The organism is Mucilaginibacter pedocola (assembly GCF_002013915.1).
GTDB lineage: Bacteria > Bacteroidota > Bacteroidia > Sphingobacteriales > Sphingobacteriaceae > Mucilaginibacter > Mucilaginibacter pedocola.
Genome location: NZ_MBTF01000001.1, coordinates 351,721 through 366,573, shown reverse-complemented (window position 1 = coordinate 366,573; position 14,853 = coordinate 351,721). Strand labels below are relative to the sequence as shown.

At 46.2% G+C, this 14,853-nt stretch carries 15 protein-coding genes; 6 read left to right on the top strand and 9 right to left on the bottom strand.

Translation table 11 applies throughout. From position 1 onward, the window contains the following. Positions 1 to 17: 17 nt before the first annotated feature. The 3 genes from BC343_RS01605 to BC343_RS01595 are packed head-to-tail and all read right to left on the bottom strand — an operon-like array spanning position 18 to position 1,841. Positions 18 to 356: a Rieske (2Fe-2S) protein gene (locus tag BC343_RS01605; RefSeq protein ID WP_078345968.1), complete on the bottom strand. Its 339-nt coding sequence runs from the start codon at positions 354 to 356 to the stop codon at positions 18 to 20. A 3-nt stretch (positions 357 to 359) separates the two neighbouring features. Further along, positions 360 to 1,070 (bottom strand): hypothetical protein, encoded by a 711-nt coding sequence (locus tag BC343_RS01600; protein WP_078345967.1) that lies wholly within the window; start codon positions 1,068 to 1,070, stop codon positions 360 to 362. 9 nt (positions 1,071 to 1,079) lie between these two features. Further along, on the bottom strand, positions 1,080 to 1,841 hold the full coding sequence (locus BC343_RS01595) for a hypothetical protein (protein ID WP_078345966.1): 762 nt from the start codon (positions 1,839 to 1,841) through the stop codon (positions 1,080 to 1,082). A gap of 173 nt (positions 1,842 to 2,014) precedes the next feature. On the opposite strand from BC343_RS01595, the gene BC343_RS01590 reads away from it, so the two are divergent. Both BC343_RS01590 and BC343_RS01585 read left to right on the top strand, forming a co-directional pair. Continuing rightward, positions 2,015 to 2,638, top strand: a complete 624-nt coding sequence (locus BC343_RS01590; RefSeq protein WP_078345965.1) for a 7-carboxy-7-deazaguanine synthase QueE — start codon at positions 2,015 to 2,017, stop codon at positions 2,636 to 2,638. 40 nt (positions 2,639 to 2,678) lie between these two features. Continuing rightward, entirely contained in the window at positions 2,679 to 4,583 is a 1,905-nt protein-coding gene (locus BC343_RS01585; RefSeq protein WP_078345964.1) for an OmpA family protein, read from the top strand. Positions 4,584 to 4,691: 108 nt separating this feature from the next. Here the strand turns inward: BC343_RS01585 and BC343_RS01580 are convergent, their stop codons facing one another. The 4 genes from BC343_RS01580 to BC343_RS01565 all read right to left on the bottom strand — a co-directional run bounded on the left by BC343_RS01580 (position 4,692) and on the right by BC343_RS01565 (position 7,591). Beyond that, the gene (locus tag BC343_RS01580) at positions 4,692 to 5,105 is read right to left on the bottom strand and encodes a VOC family protein (protein WP_078345963.1); all 414 of its coding nucleotides are present in this window, start codon (positions 5,103 to 5,105) and stop codon (positions 4,692 to 4,694) included. Between the two features lie 190 nt (positions 5,106 to 5,295). Beyond that, positions 5,296 to 5,724: a helix-turn-helix domain-containing protein gene (locus BC343_RS01575; RefSeq protein WP_078345962.1), complete on the bottom strand. Its 429-nt coding sequence runs from the start codon at positions 5,722 to 5,724 to the stop codon at positions 5,296 to 5,298. An 8-nt stretch (positions 5,725 to 5,732) separates the two neighbouring features. After that, a complete protein-coding gene (locus tag BC343_RS01570) occupies positions 5,733 to 6,605 on the bottom strand; it encodes an alpha/beta fold hydrolase (RefSeq protein ID WP_078345961.1) in 873 nt (290 codons plus the stop codon). Positions 6,606 to 6,655: 50 nt separating this feature from the next. Next, positions 6,656 to 7,591, bottom strand: a complete 936-nt coding sequence (locus BC343_RS01565) for a cation diffusion facilitator family transporter (RefSeq protein WP_078345960.1) — start codon at positions 7,589 to 7,591, stop codon at positions 6,656 to 6,658. Between the two features lie 66 nt (positions 7,592 to 7,657). Between BC343_RS01565 and BC343_RS01560 the strand changes: the two genes are divergently transcribed. Continuing rightward, positions 7,658 to 8,011 carry a hypothetical protein gene (locus BC343_RS01560; RefSeq protein ID WP_078345959.1) on the top strand — a complete coding sequence of 118 codons (354 nt, stop codon included), beginning with the start codon at positions 7,658 to 7,660 and terminating at the stop codon, positions 8,009 to 8,011. Positions 8,012 to 8,038: 27 nt separating this feature from the next. Here BC343_RS01560 and BC343_RS01555 read toward each other — a convergent pair whose 3' ends face one another. Next, a complete protein-coding gene (locus tag BC343_RS01555; RefSeq protein ID WP_078345958.1) occupies positions 8,039 to 9,604 on the bottom strand; it encodes a PAS domain-containing sensor histidine kinase in 1,566 nt (521 codons plus the stop codon). Positions 9,605 to 9,747: 143 nt separating this feature from the next. On the opposite strand from BC343_RS01555, the gene BC343_RS01550 reads away from it, so the two are divergent. The 3 genes from BC343_RS01550 to BC343_RS01540 all read left to right on the top strand — a co-directional run bounded on the left by BC343_RS01550 (position 9,748) and on the right by BC343_RS01540 (position 13,756). After that, positions 9,748 to 12,561, top strand: coding sequence for an alpha/beta hydrolase family protein (locus tag BC343_RS01550; RefSeq protein WP_078345957.1), 2,814 nt, complete (start codon positions 9,748 to 9,750; stop codon positions 12,559 to 12,561). Between the two features lie 136 nt (positions 12,562 to 12,697). After that, positions 12,698 to 12,991: a helix-turn-helix domain-containing protein gene (locus tag BC343_RS01545; protein WP_078345956.1), complete on the top strand. Its 294-nt coding sequence runs from the start codon at positions 12,698 to 12,700 to the stop codon at positions 12,989 to 12,991. A 9-nt stretch (positions 12,992 to 13,000) separates the two neighbouring features. Continuing rightward, positions 13,001 to 13,756 (top strand): HNH endonuclease, encoded by a 756-nt coding sequence (locus tag BC343_RS01540; RefSeq protein WP_078345955.1) that lies wholly within the window; start codon positions 13,001 to 13,003, stop codon positions 13,754 to 13,756. A 96-nt stretch (positions 13,757 to 13,852) separates the two neighbouring features. Here the strand turns inward: BC343_RS01540 and BC343_RS01535 are convergent, their stop codons facing one another. Beyond that, positions 13,853 to 14,803: a D-2-hydroxyacid dehydrogenase gene (locus tag BC343_RS01535; RefSeq protein ID WP_202909708.1), complete on the bottom strand. Its 951-nt coding sequence runs from the start codon at positions 14,801 to 14,803 to the stop codon at positions 13,853 to 13,855. Between the last annotated feature and the right edge of the window lie 50 nt (positions 14,804 to 14,853).

Here is a 14,853-nt window from a genome sequence, read left to right as displayed (position 1 = left end):
TGCAGCATTGATTTCCGTTATTTAAAGGCTTGCTTTAGCTTATCAAAAAAGGATTCGACACCCACATAAACTACCTCGCCTTTAATTTTAACGGGGTAACTGTCCACGTAATCGTTCTGGCCCGGACTACCTCTGCCGGTATGGAGGTCGTACGAAAAACGGTGCACGGGGCAAACCAGTTTACCATCGGCACACCAGCCGCGGCTCAAGTCTTCCCGCGCATGCGGGCATACCGAACCTAAGGCAAACACCTCCCCCTCATACCCTACCAGGCAAATACTTTTGCCGTCAACCTTTACTTTCTTTATAAATGGCTCGCAATTAGGTACGATGCCTTCAATGGAATGCCACTTCATACACTAATCGTAAAACTCAATGGTGCCTTGTTTATCTTGCCCAAAATATCCAATATCATAAACTATGCGGCTCAGCATGATCTTTATATCCCAAGCTCCTTTGAAATTGTTCATGTCATATTTATATACCAACGAGCCCTTTTGATGATCGTAACGGAAACCTAAATTTTCAAAAAGGTGTATTTGTTTTTCTTCCAGGTCTTCAGGATCATAGTCTGATGTGATATCTTTTACATCTACAGATATCAAAAGAACTTTCTGCGCTGTTAACTCAAATAACAGGCATAAACTACCATCTCGATGAGGAAAGCAAAACCCGAAGGCTCTGCATTTTTGCTCATAAAGCCAGAATAAGGCATCATCTAACTCCTGTGTGTCTATTAACTCAGCCTTACGCTCTAATAGTTCTTCTAATGACCGCTCTTTATTAGCTATGGTTTGCATGATCGCTTCCATGAAATATTCTTTTAGACGATCATCAATTCCCATGCCTTCCGCAGATTCGGTTAGTCTTGAGATTTGCATTTTTTTCTCGTACAAAGGATCCTTCAACGAATTCATACGATGGAGTTGCCCCTCCACGCTGTTTAAAGCCTCACCACGATAATAAACTTCTTCGTAGTCACGCTCTGCAAGAGCTTCCTTTATCCCCTGCTCCAGTGCCCGTTTTTCTTCTTCGTAAAATTCAATAATAAGGTCGAGGTCCGATTTCAAAACTTTTAGCTAAAAATCTATCTTCAAATTCATCAGCGCGGGGTTTTTCATCACCTCATCCATGCTGGTTACCAGGGTAACGCTTTTTCTATCGGCAGATAGTACCGCTTTAGAATTATCTACCTTCTTTACGGGTTTGGCAAAGTTTAAAACCACCTTGTAGGGCATATCTATCAGCATAGCTTTGGCCATGGCAAATTTACTGCCCACCTTTTTCAGGAAGGCGTTGAATTTATCCTTATCAATAATGCGGTAGAATTTGTGCGGCGTTATTTCATAATTGTAATAACCCTGGCCGGCCAATAGCGGCTGCGCGTCAAAATTGGCGGTTTCTTTAGAGTTGGTAACGCGCCGAAGTTCGCCGTTCATCGATAGGCTGTTGATATGTTGCAGGTAGTATTGCAGGTCGGCAGCGTTTTTGGCATCGTGCATAATGCTCACCTTCATTACGCTGTTCTTCAGGTCCATTTTTACGCCAAGCTCGCTGCCCTGTGCCATTTTGGCTTCGTCGGCATTCATCTTTTGGGTAACACTGTCGGGCAGGGCGGTGTAATAATTTAGCACGGTATCTTTAGCGAGGCTGAACTGCGGCGTATCGCGTACCGAATCTGTTAGCAGGTTGGTCAATACCGATACCGCCTTGCTCATATCGAAGCCATAAACCACGTTGCAGGCACCGTCGGGCTTAAAATCGTAACGTTCTTCAATATCCACGCACGACGAAAAGCACATTAACAGCAAGAAAATAAACGGGATGTATAATTTCTTCATAGGCCTTTTATGGTTAAAGCTGACAATATAAAGCTAAAAGCTATTTATGATATTTAAAAGAGGCGTAAGTAATTATGTTTCTTTGTTTTAAATATTCTTTCATCACCTCAATATCACTTTTGGCTTTGCACTTTAAGCTTTCGGCTTAAAAGCGTACTTTTGCACCCTTAATTATGGCACACCAGGTTCCGGAAGATGGCACATTGCTTCCTTTAATGGAAGAGTTTTATACGATACAGGGCGAAGGCTACAATACAGGTAAGGCCGCGTATTTTATCCGCCTTGGCGGCTGCGATGTGGGTTGCCATTGGTGCGACGTTAAGGAAAGTTGGGATGCCGAAATGCACCCGCTCACCCATGCTGACACCATAGTGGAAAATGCCAAAAAGCACCCATCAAAAGCGGTGGTAGTAACCGGCGGCGAACCACTTATTTACAACCTCGACTATCTGACGGCCAAACTGCACGAAGAAGGTATTAAAACCTTCATCGAAACATCCGGCGCTTACCCGCTTTCGGGCGATTGGGACTGGATATGCCTTTCGCCAAAAAAATTCAAATCGCCCATGCAGAACGTGGCCGATAAAGCGCACGAGTTGAAGGTGATCATATTCAATAAATCGGATTTTGAATTTGCCGAGCACAATGCCAAACTGGTAGCGCCCGATTGCAAGCTATTTTTACAGCCCGAGTGGAGCAAGCATAAGGAGATGTCGCCACTTATTGTAGAGTACGTAATGAACAACCCGCAATGGGAAATTTCTTTACAAACACATAAGTACCTAAATATTCCCTAATTGTGTAACTTAGCGTATGGTTTAACGTATCAGTTACCTAATGCGCTTTTTTTATTCCCTCGTTTTAATTGTTTTACTTTTCCCCGCAAGTTTAATTGCCCAGCAAAGGCAGTATTCTACTACGGACAGGGAGGCCATTAAAAATTTTGCGCTGGCCAATGAAAGTGTTGATGAGCATTTGTATGACGATGCCATTATGCAACTGGAGAAAGCCGTAAGCGCCGATAAAAAATTTGTGGAGGCGCATGCCCTGTTAGCCGATGTATTGCGCTTGAAACGACGCAGCAAAGAGGCCATCCCTCATTACCTGAAGGTTATTGAGCTGGAACCGGAGCATAACCGCGCCATATACCTTAAAGTGGGCGAGGCCGAAATTACCGATGCACAGTACGCACCCGCCAAACTTCACCTCGAAAAATATATTACCTACCCTAACCTGACCGCGCAAAATGAGGCCTTTGCCCGTAAATTGCTGCGCGATTGCGAGTTTAGTATCGAGGCATTGAAACACCCCGTGCCCTTTACGCCGGTTAATATGGGCCCCGAGATCAACACCCCGTTCGATGAGTATCTGCCTGTAGCTACAGCCGACGAAAGCACACTGATATTCACCCGCAAAATAAACAATAACGAAGATTTTTATAAAAGCGATAAAGCGGACGGCAAATGGAAAAAAGCGGTTTACCTGAGCGATGCCATCAATACGCCCAGCTATAACGAGGGCGCACAGTCGATATCACAGGATGGCAAATACCTGTTCTTCACCGGCTGTAACCGGCCCGATGGACAGGGCCGTTGCGATATTTATATAGCGCAGAAGAAAGGCGATGGCTGGGAAAAACCCTTTAGCCTGGCAGCACCTTTAAACACTACCGGTTGGGAAGCACAACCCTCGATCAGTGCCGATGGCCGTACTATTTATTTTGTAAGCAACCGAAAAGGCGGCTACGGAGGCTACGATATATGGAAATCGCAATTAACGGATAAGGGCTGGGGCGAACCCGAGAATATGGGGCCAAACGTAAATACCATTTACGATGAGCAATCGCCCTTTATCCACCCCGATGATAGCACCTTTTACTTTTGCAGTAACGGCTGGCCCGGTATGGGAAATAAAGACCTGTTCATCACCCGCAAAGCAAAAGATGGCAAATGGCAAAAGCCGGTAAACCTGGGCTCGCCCATAAATTCTGCCGGCGATGAGAACGGGCTTACGCTTACCGCAAACGGGGCCTACGCCTTTTTTGCTTCGGATAACTTGAACGGCTTTGGCGGCTATGATATTTACACGTTCGAGCTGCCCGTAAGCCTGCGGCCTAACGTGGTTACCTATGTAAAGGGCGATATTAAAGACATAAAAACCAAAGCACCGCTGGAGGCTATTGTAGAGATAATGGACCTGGAAAAGAACATGCCCGTATACCAGGATTACAGCAGCGAAGATGCCGGCGAGTTTTTGGCCACGCTGGCAGCGGGCAAAAACTACGGGCTGAATATATCGCGGCAGGGTTATTTATTTTATTCGGATAACTTCTCGCTGGTGGGGCATGCGCCAAAAACGGCCTTCAATATTTCGGTTCTGCTTTCCCCTATCGAAGTTGGCGGCAAGGTTATCTTAAAGAATATCTTCTTCGATACCAACAAATTCGATTTGAAGGTAGAATCGAAATCTGAGCTGCAAAAGCTGATCGAGTTTTTAACGCTGAACCCTACCGTACGCATCGAGATATCGGGCTATACAGATGATATAGGTAACGACCAGGCCAACCAGCTACTTTCCGAAAACCGGGCCAAGGCCGTTTACCAGTACCTTGCAGGAAGCAACATCAATGCATCGCGCTTGGTATACAAAGGCTACGGCAAAGCCGACCCGATAGTGCCAAATACATCCGACGATAACCGCGCCAAGAATCGCCGCACTGAGTTTAAGATCATAGCGAAATAGGCGTTAATTAACCGCAAAGCGCGCAAAGTATGTGCATGGTGACAAGCGCAAAGACCGCAAAGAAAATACTTTTATAGCCACTATTTTTTACAGACACTCGCCTATTTACTATTTAGCTTTTTCGCCCAGTGAAAACCAGTTGCCGGAATCGTCTTTAAACAAGGCCTCGAAGCCGTAAAACTCCCGGGTTGGTTCTTTAGTAAATTCCACGCCTTTTGCTTTTAGCTCTTCGTAGGTAGCCAGCAGGTCGTTGCATTCGAACACGCCAAAACCGAAAGTACCTTTACTCACCAAATTGCGCATTTGCTCGGCAGCTTCGGCTTTGAACATCATGCCCTCGGCAATGGCCATCAGGCTTATTTCCAGTTCGGGTTGCTCGGGTGGGGTTACCGTAAGCCAGCGCATTCCTGGTCCCATACTGGCATCTGTATGTACTTTAAAGCCGAGCTTATTCACATAAAAATCGTAGGCGCTGTCCTGATCCAGCACAAATATGCTGACGTGGTTTAATTTGGTGATCATATTGTTTTTGTTTTGATGAAGGTAAAGGTCGGATTTGAGAACGGAATGGAGTTGTTGGAAATTGCGAAAATATCCCCCCCGGTCATTGCGAGCCGCGGCGGGAAGGAAAAAGCGCGAAAGAGCGGCGTGGCAATCCCCGGCTAAGTATTACCGTCTTGCATTAGGCAATTAGTTTTATCGGGGACATTCCCTACCACCCATTCATCTCCGCAAAGCAATTCGGTATAAAATTCCTTGGCTTGCTTTTCATCTCTGCATCTCGCTGCAATTCTTTTTGCTGCCAGGCAGATGGTGATAATTTAGTGATGCGCTTAAATAGGGCTGAGAACGAACTGATACTATCGAAACCGATGGCGTAACAAACTTCTGTTACCGGCATCCCCTGCTTAAGCAATACCTGTGCACGGTTAATGCGCACTGCCATTAAATATTGATGCGGGGTTTTGCCATAAGTAGCTTTGAACAGCCGAATAAAATGGAATTTTGAGAAATAGGCCTCGTTGGCAATGTTGCCGAGGTTGAGCGATTGGGCGTGATGCTCATCTATAAAAAGCTTGGCCTGCACCACCCTGCGGTAGAGGTATATTTTTGGATATTGTGCAGCTAAGCTATCGGGCATACACAAATTTAAGCATTTATGCCATTCAATGCTTGTCGCACCTCCGCAACAATATCCGCAACGGCCCGGGGCGACTTTAAAATGCCCGCATGCCCGGCACCTGTGTGGTTTAATGTACTTATGAAGGGCCTGGTATCTATAAAAGCCTTCATGAAAACGAAAGGCGAAACCGTATCTGCTTCGTCATAAAGCAGTAGGTGCTTCAAGCCATCATCAAATTTGTAAAACTTATCGGTATCGTAAAACGATGCCGGGTTGCCAACCAGCGCTGCAAAACCATCGAAGTAAGCCAACTGCTTTTCGGCAGGTACACCCACTGCATTCATACTGATCTCAAAGTTCTCTTTCAAGCGCATCAACGGGGTAATGCTCACCAGCAAATTCGGTACAGCGCCCACAGCATTCAAAGCCATTACGTTGGCCATGGCCCCTATCGAGTGGCCGATCAAAACATCGGGCGTGCCGTATTCGGCAATTACAGCTTTAACTGCCTCCATAAACAAGGCTCCGTTAGATAATTCTCCCTCCGAACTCCCGTTGCCCGGCACATCATAGGTAATAATAGTGGTGTTGGGGATATCGCGTAGGGCGGTGATCAGGTCAATAAAGTCGGCAGCTTTAGAACCCCAGCCATGGGTGATGAATATTTTGCGTGCCCCGCTCCCCCATTTAAAACCATTGAAGTTGAGGTTGGTATGGGTAAAATGCTCATCGCAAGCCTGCAAGGTAAACCTTTCGGCATCATCAAGCAATTGTTGCTGCTGCAAACGCAGGGGCATTTTGGGCGAGTAACATATCAGTTGCCAAAGCAAGTCGTTGTAGCCTTCCGTATCTTCATCGGCCGACTTTACATTGGCTATAATTTGTTTGAGTTTTTTCATGAGGCGATGCCCGTGTTGGGTATGGCAAAGCTAAACAAAACGTTGCAACATCAATGGCTATCGTCGTTCCAGAGCATGTGGTGTTCTACGCTTTCGGGCTGTATCATAATAAAGCGCACAAACTCAAACTCCGCCTTCACCTGGTCGCGTATGCGGTCGATAGCCACGTTCAGCTCACCAGTGTCCATATCTTCCTTAAAGGCAACAATGAGCATCATCAGTACTTCGGTTGGCGATTGATAAGTAGACAGTATGTGTTGCACTTTGATAACCTGCTCGTTACCCTCTACCAAATGGCATATTTTATCGCGGGTGGTAGAAGAAACGCCCTCACCCATCAGCAAACTGCGGCTCTCTCTTGCCAAAATTGCCGATACTACCACCAATATCAAACCAACCAATAACGAGGCAACGCCATCAAGGTAAGGCTTATTAAAAGCGTGACTGAGGTATACGAATATCATTACAATAAACAATCCCGCCACGGCGGCGGCATCTTCAAACAGAACCAAAAAGCTCGATGGATCTTTACTTTTAACAACCGCCTCCCAAAAGGGCGTGGTGCCGCGTACCTGGTTAAATTGTTTGATGGCGATGATAAGCGAGGTACCCTCGAAGATGATAGATAACCCAAGCACGATGTAATTTACAGTCGGGTCGCCCATTTCTTCGGGTTTAATAATGTGTGCTATTCCCTGGTAAATAGATATCCCCCCGCCCAAACCGAATATCATGATAGATACAATGAACGACCAAAAGTAAAGCTCCTTACCATAACCGAAGGGATGCGAGGCATCGGGTTTCTTTTTACTGCGGTGTAAGCCTAACAGTAGCAAAAGCTCGTTAACGGTATCAACCAGCGAATGCACGCCCTCGGCTATCATTGCCGCGCTGTTACTTATAGCGCCTGCAATAAATTTGGTAACGGCTATTAATAAATTGGCCGCCAGTGCCGCGTATATGGTTTTGTGGGATGATGCTGCCATGCTATAGCCTATAATAAGCTAAGCAGCGGTTTGTTTGGAGGGAATTAAAAATTATATATTAGCCCCATGCAAGAAAAGGGCACTTTAGATAACCACACCACCCCATTGTATAACAGGGGAAGGCGTTTTTACCATATTGGTTCCTATAGCTTTGTGGCAATAATGCTTCTGTCGGTGGTATTTACTTATCTACCAGATACAGATGCAGCCGAAACGGCGCGCAACATACTTATCTCCTTATTGGGGCTGGTAGTATTCATTGCTGTACCGGTTGGGTTAATTTATATCATCAAAAGTATGCGCAGTAAAGAGCCTGCTAATAAATACCGCTGGTACTACTTTGCCGCCCTTTTGTTTATACAAATATGCCTGTTGATAATGCTGGCATTTATATTATTAGCGCTGTTCAGCCCTATGTGATCTAAATATTTTTTAAACAAAAAGGCCTTAATCCAGCGGAAGCGTAAACGTAAATATACTACCGCTACCCCGCTCACTCTCTACGCTTATCTCCCCATCATGGCGCTGGATAATTTCGGCACTGATGTATAAGCCTAAGCCCAGGCCCGAAAACTGGTGCCCCAAACCATCAACACGGTAATACCTATCAAACAAATGCGGTAGTTTTTCGGGATGGATGCCAATGCCATAATCCTGAATGTGTACTACGGCCTTACCATTTTCGCGGCCAAAGGTAACATCCACCTCGTTGGCCTGTGGCGAATATTTTATGGCATTGTTCACCAGGTTCACCAGCACCTGGTCTATACGGCGGTAATCGGCATAAACCATTACGTCTTGCTCGCCGCTGATATTTATTTTATGGTCGTCGGTTTGGCTGAGGTGTTCGCAACTGTCGGTTATCAGGTCGCCCAGGTTAAAGCGGGTTTTGTTGAGCGCCAGTTGGCCCTGCTGCAGTTTGGTCACATTCAGCAGGTCGTCGAGCAAGTGCACCAGTTTGCTAAGGTTATTGCCGGCCTTCCCTACAAACAGCTTTATTTTATCGCTAACCTCCTCGGTCTTTATCAGCTTCTGCAATATTTGCATCGACGCATTTAGCGAGGTAATAGGCGTTTTCAACTCGTGGCTGGCCACGCTGATAAACTCATCCTTACGTTGCTGCAGCCCGTGCTCTTCAGTAATATCCTGCAAGGTACCGCTCAGGCGCAAGGCATTACCCTCGTCATCGAATACGGCCTTGCCAATAGCCTTTACCCTGCGGCGCACGTTTGTTTTCGGGTTGATGATGGCATATTCGGCATTATAATTCCCGTCCGAGCCTCTCTTTAGAGCCTGGGCTATCGCATTGTTTACACGCTCGCGGTCTTCCTCGGCCATTACGTTTATGGCAAGGGGCAATTCAATTTCCTCGTGGGCATCCAGCCCGAACCATTCTTTTATGCGCGCATTGCCCACAAAGCGGTTAGTGCGGGGGTTAAGGTCCCAGGTGGCCAGTTCGCCGGCCTCTACCGCAAACTCCAGTTCCTTTTTAGCATCTATAACCTGCTTGTGGCTTTGTACCTTGTCTGTAGTTTCAAAGCATATCGAAAGTACGCCCGCCGGTGTGCCATCTTCGCCAATCACAGGGCTGTAACTAAAGGTCCAATAGCATTCCTCAATGCGGTTGTTGCGGTAAATAGGCACCAGGCTGTCCTGCTCCCAGGTACTTTCGCCGCCCTCCATTATCCCGGTAACCACAGGGCCAATAACCGGCCATATCTCGGGCCAGCATTTGGCACCGGCCTGCCCAAGCGCTGTAGGGTGCTTGCCGTTCACACCCAGGCTTGGGCGGTAAGCATCGTTATAAAATTGTATAAGTTCGGGGCCCCACCATAAAAACATGGGGAATTTAGACCTAAGAATTGTGCTAACGGTAGTTAAAAGGCTTTGCGGCCATTTGTCGGGGCTACCTAAAGAGGTTGATGCCCAGTCAAATTCGCGTATCAATTTCCCCATCTCGCCGCCGCCTTGCAAGTGCATGGCATAACGTTGTGAGGACGAATTATCAGTCATGAAATTTAATTAAAAATTAAAGCGAATAAAGATAGATATTATAATGTTGCAAAGCCCTACGCAGTTTAATTATCCTGTAACTTTTTCATTTCAAACCCTTATCGGCAGCAAATTTTAGCATCTTTAAGGTTTACCACCCCGCTATGAAAAAATTACTGCTGCCGACAATATTCCTGTTTTCATTTTCTACCGCATTCGCTCAAAAAACATCCAAAAAACCGCTCGATCAATCGGTTTACGATGGGTGGCAGAACATAGCCAACCAAAGCATCAGTAACGATGGCAAATGGGTGCTTTACGTAGTAAAACCGCAGGAAGGCGATGCAGACCTAGTAATTACCGATGCGAAGAATAAAAGCCCCTTCACCATCCCGCGGGCAGATACGGCAAGGCTCACTTCAGATTCAAAATATGCCGTGATGCTGATACGCCCATTTTATAAAGACATCCGCCAGGCAAAAATTAAAAAGAAAAAGCCGGCGGAGTTTCCTAAAGATACTTTAGGTATCGTTACGCTTGCCCGCAAAGCAGTGGAGAAAGTGCCGGCCGTGCGGTCGTTCAAAATCGCAGAAAAGGCTTCGGTAATTGCTTACCTCTCCCCTGCTGATAGTGTAAAAACACCGGCAGCGGGTGATACTTCTAAAAAAGCAGTTGCCAATACAATAGCTCCACCTGTAAAAGAAGGTGCCGAACTTACACTTAAGCAATTAACGAACGGTAAGCAGCGCACGTTTAAAAACGTGAGCGATTACATATTGAGTAAGAACGGCAAACTGCTGGCCTTCTCGGTAACGGCTCCAAAGAAGTCGAAGAACGTGGTTTCGGGCTTGTTCGTTTATGATATTGAAAAGGATAGCCTAAAAGCCGTGAGTACCGGGCGTGGCAATTACCGCAACCTTACGTTTGATGATGCGGGAAAGCAACTGGCCTTCACGGCCGAGAAGAACCCCGAGAAAGCCCTGGTGAAACCTTTTAAGCTTTATTACTATAATACAGATAAAGACAGCGCCATAGTACTTGCCGCAGAGGGCACAGCGGGTATGCGCCGCCATTGGGCCGCCAGCGGCGACGGGCGCGTTTACTTCAGCAAGAATGGCAACAACCTGTTCTTCGGCACCGCCCCTATCCCCAAACCTGCGGATACCACGCTGGTGGAATTTGAACACGCCAAACTCGATATATGGAATTACCAGGACGATTACCTGCAACCCTACCAGCTAAAAAACCTGCAGCGCGAGCTTAAGCGCAGCTACCTCGCTGTAGTGCGTCCGTCGTACGCCGAAGAGAAAGTTATACAACTGGGCGACGAGAACATCCGCGAAGTAATGGTGCCCGATAATAACGATGGCGGCTATGTTTTGGGACTGAGCGATACCGGCGCACGCATACAAACCCAGTGGGAAGGCGGCGGCCAGCAGGAAGCTTTCCTGATCAATGTAAAAACAGGCGAACGCCAGCGCATCAATGCCCGCGCTAAAGCCAGCTACCGTATTTCGCCGGGTGGTAACTACGTGGTGTGGTTCGATGCGAAGACCCAGAACTGGTACTGTTATGCCATTACCACAGGCAAAAAGCTGAACCTGACCGCCTCGCTGGGTGTAAAATTGGGCGATGAGCTAAACGATGTACCCGATGACCCGGGCGCTTATGGCCTGGGCGGTTGGGAAAAAGACGATAAAACAGTCCTGATATACGACCGCTACGACATCTGGGCCATTGATCCGGGAACCGGCCGAGCCACCAACTTTACTAACCGCTATGGCAGGCAAAATAAAATAGAGTTTCGCTATAATGCCACCGACCCTGAGGATAAATTTATAGACCCTAAGAAGAAGCTTTGGCTGATAGCACAAAACGACGAAAACAAACAATGGGGTTATTACACCAAAACCCTGGGTACAGATGGCGACCCGCTGAAGGTTGTGGTAGCACCAATGAGCTATAGCGGCCTATTGAAGGCAAAAAATGCAGAGGCTTTCGTCTATACCAAATCGAGCTACACACAATCGCCTGATCTGTACATTTCTGCCGACTTGAAAAAGGAGACCAAGCTAAGCAGCATAAACCTGCAGCAGGCCGAATATAACTGGGGCACCGCCGAACTGGTGCAATGGACAACGCCGAGAGGCTACAAATCAAAAGGCATCCTTTACAAACCCGAGGACTTCGACCCGAATAAGAAATATCCCATGATAGCTTACTTCTACGAGAAACTGAGCGATGGGCTGTATGCTTACGTTCCACCGGCACCTACCCCATCGCGCCTGCCTATCTCGTTGTTCGTGAGTAATGGGTATTTGGTTTTCGCTCCGGATATCAGCTACATCAAAGGGCATCCGGGTGCTTCGGCGGTAGAGTTTGTAAACTCGGGTGTGGAAGCTTTGAAGAAGAACCCTTGGGTTGATGGTGCGCACATAGGCATACAAGGGCAAAGCTGGGGCGGCTACCAGGTGGCCTACCTCATTACCCAAACCAACATGTACGCAGCAGCATGGGCAGGTGCACCCGTTGCCAATATGACCTCGGCCTACGGCGGCATTCGCTGGGAAAGCGGCGTGAACCGCCAGTTTCAGTACGAGAAAACACAAAGCCGTATTGGCGCCACGCTATGGGAAAAGCCGGAACTCTACATTGAGAACTCCCCGCTATTCCAGTTCCCGAAAGTACAAACGCCTGTAGTGGTAATGAGTAACGATGCCGACGGTGCCGTACCATGGTACCAGGGTATAGAAATGTTTACCGCCCTGCGCCGACTGAACAAACCGGTTTGGCTGCTGCAATACAACGACGAGGCACACAACCTGGTAAAACGCCAAAACCGCAAAGACATCAGCATCCGCGAAGCGCAGTTCTTCGGCCATTACCTAAAAGGCGACCCCATGCCTGTTTGGATGAGCAAAGGGGTGCCTGCTGTGGATAAGGGGAAAGATTGGGGATTGGAAGTGAATGGGCAGTAGTAGCGGCAAAAGATTAATCTTTTCATACTATTCGCCGTGCGGCTCTGTCTAATTGCAAGTCCTTATGTGCTCTAAGATAACTGTGGACAAATAATAAAGCAACTAAACTGTTGCAGGATTGTTATTACATTAGTTTATGGGAAACAGTAAAACACTTGAACAGCGCCGCCAGTTTGCGTTGTTGTTGAGTTCAGGCAAAACGCAGAAAGAGGCCGCATTGATTATTGGCATAACTGAAAAAACTGCTGGTGTTTGGAAAAAAACGCTACCTTCTGTTTGGTATATTGAGCAACGTATAGAAATTCAACGGCGAATTACAGATGCGCTGGCTAACAAAAGCATGACAGCTTCAGATATCGCCAAGCTTACCGATGCAGCAGTGAAACTTGAAAAGTGTATAAAATATTCTAACGAAAACCCATTAATTTAACACCAAATAGTGACAAACGAATTTTTAGAACTATATATTTCAGCATTTGACAAAAAAGCTCATGGTAGAGAATATTATTTTGTTTCTGTAAAGCCTCAATCAGAAGATATTACCTATGCTGCGTTTTTCAGCCTTTGGATTAGATATCGTGAAGATATAAAACCTAACATAAGTTTTAGTGAGAGAAGAATCTGTTCTGTTGATCCAGAGATTATTAGGCGTAATTTTAAAGGTGCAGGGGAACAGGTTGCTATTATTGACAATAAAAAAGAATTGACAGCTTCTTTATATATTGGAGGTCACTTTCTAATTGAAGATGACGTTATGAAAGAAAATTGGAGTGAAATACTCGCACCTAAAATAATTATCCAATCATACAGTCATGGAATTATAGATTATAATATCGTTGCAAAGCCTCAGTTGGCAAGGTTCGCAAAAGGTAAACTAAGAATGGAGATTATGACCAGGGATGGTTTATGCTGCCGCGTTTGCGGAAAATCCCCAGATGATGAGCGATATTTAACACTTGAAGTCCATCATATTAAGCCATGGGAAGAAGGAGGAATAACGGAGCCGTCGAATCTTATTACTTTATGTAATCTCTGTCACGAAGGAATAACGGAAGTAGACCGAAAATTATTATGGAAGAAAGTTGGAGTTGACTTTCAATTTCAAAATCATTTAATTTATAAGAATGCTCCAACCTTAACACACGTAATTGATAATGCCGTGCAATTCAAAATAGATAAGAAAATGTCACCCTAAATATGCTTTATGATGAATTAATTGTAAGTATTCTACCAAAAACGAGCCCTTCACTTCATCAGTAAAGGGCTCGTTCTGCTAATATCAAAAAAGGAATTATCCTTTAAAATGCTGAATAATTAAGCTTGCCAATTCAACGCCTATACGCTCCTGCGCTTCGTTGGTGGCGGCACCGATGTGCGGGGTAAGCGAAATTTTTGGATGAGCTAAGATGTCGGCACGTGGAGTTGGTTCGTTGTCGAAAACATCCAGTGCTGCAAAGGCTACTTTACCGCTATCCAAAGCAGCGATGAGGTCAGTTTCGTTGATCAAACCACCGCGTGAGCAGTTCACCAGGCCCACGCCTTTTTTCATTGCGGCAAATTCTTCGGCACCAATTAAAGGTTTGTCAACAAATGGAGTGTGTAACGAAATGAAATCTGCGTTAGCAATAATTTCTTCTTTAGTAGCGGCTTTAACGGTTACTTTAGCAACAAAGCCACCGCCTAATACTACTTCAACCTCTGGGTTGAAAGGGAATACGTCGAACGCTAATACATCCATACCTACACCGATAGCTATTTTAGCTACCTCGCGGCCTATACGGCCAAAGCCAAGGATACCTAAAGTTTTGCCGCGCAACTCGATGCCTTTTGCATAAGCTTTTTTCAGGTCGTTGAATTTGGTGGTACCTTCTACCGGCATTTTGCGGTTGCTATCGGCCAGGAAACGTACGCCACCAAACAGGTGCGCGAACACTAACTCGGCAACTGATAAAGAAGAAGAGGCCGGGGTGTTGTACACGCCAATGCCTTTTTCTTTTGCGTAATCTACGTCGATGTTGTCAACACCCACACCGCCGCGACCTATCAGTTTAAGGCTTGGTACAGCGTCGATAAGGGCTTTGCGTACTTTGGTAGCGCTACGAACGGTTATAGCGTCGTACTCGCCTAAACGTGCAGGTAATTCGTCTTGCGGAATGTTGTTGGTATCAACAAAAAAGCCCGCGTCTTCTAACATTTTTTTGCCTATCGGGTCGATGCCGTCATTGGCTAATATTTTGATCATTGTTGGTTAATTAGGTTAAGTGGTTGATTAAGTGAATAGTTTTAAAGCGG

Bases quoted from the DNA above. Each gene is read 5' to 3' on its own strand.
- BC343_RS01595 (WP_078345966.1), bottom strand. From the start codon at position 1,841: ATGAAGAAATTATACATCCCGTTTATTTTCTTGCTGTTAATGTGCTTT.
- BC343_RS01585 (WP_078345964.1), top strand. From the start codon at position 2,679: ATGCGCTTTTTTTATTCCCTCGTTTTAATTGTTTTACTTTTCCCCGCA.
- BC343_RS01545 (WP_078345956.1), top strand. From the start codon at position 12,698: ATGGGAAACAGTAAAACACTTGAACAGCGCCGCCAGTTTGCGTTGTTG.
- BC343_RS01565 (WP_078345960.1), bottom strand. From the start codon at position 7,591: ATGGCAGCATCATCCCACAAAACCATATACGCGGCACTGGCGGCCAAT.
- BC343_RS01570 (WP_078345961.1), bottom strand. From the start codon at position 6,605: ATGAAAAAACTCAAACAAATTATAGCCAATGTAAAGTCGGCCGATGAA.
- BC343_RS01590 (WP_078345965.1), top strand. From the start codon at position 2,015: ATGGCACACCAGGTTCCGGAAGATGGCACATTGCTTCCTTTAATGGAA.
- BC343_RS01560 (WP_078345959.1), top strand. From the start codon at position 7,658: ATGCAAGAAAAGGGCACTTTAGATAACCACACCACCCCATTGTATAAC.
- BC343_RS01575 (WP_078345962.1), bottom strand. From the start codon at position 5,724: ATGCCCGATAGCTTAGCTGCACAATATCCAAAAATATACCTCTACCGC.
- BC343_RS01580 (WP_078345963.1), bottom strand. From the start codon at position 5,105: ATGATCACCAAATTAAACCACGTCAGCATATTTGTGCTGGATCAGGAC.
- BC343_RS01535 (WP_202909708.1), bottom strand. From the start codon at position 14,803: ATGATCAAAATATTAGCCAATGACGGCATCGACCCGATAGGCAAAAAA.
- BC343_RS01605 (WP_078345968.1), bottom strand. From the start codon at position 356: ATGAAGTGGCATTCCATTGAAGGCATCGTACCTAATTGCGAGCCATTT.
- BC343_RS01550 (WP_078345957.1), top strand. From the start codon at position 9,748: ATGAAAAAATTACTGCTGCCGACAATATTCCTGTTTTCATTTTCTACC.
- BC343_RS01555 (WP_078345958.1), bottom strand. From the start codon at position 9,604: ATGACTGATAATTCGTCCTCACAACGTTATGCCATGCACTTGCAAGGC.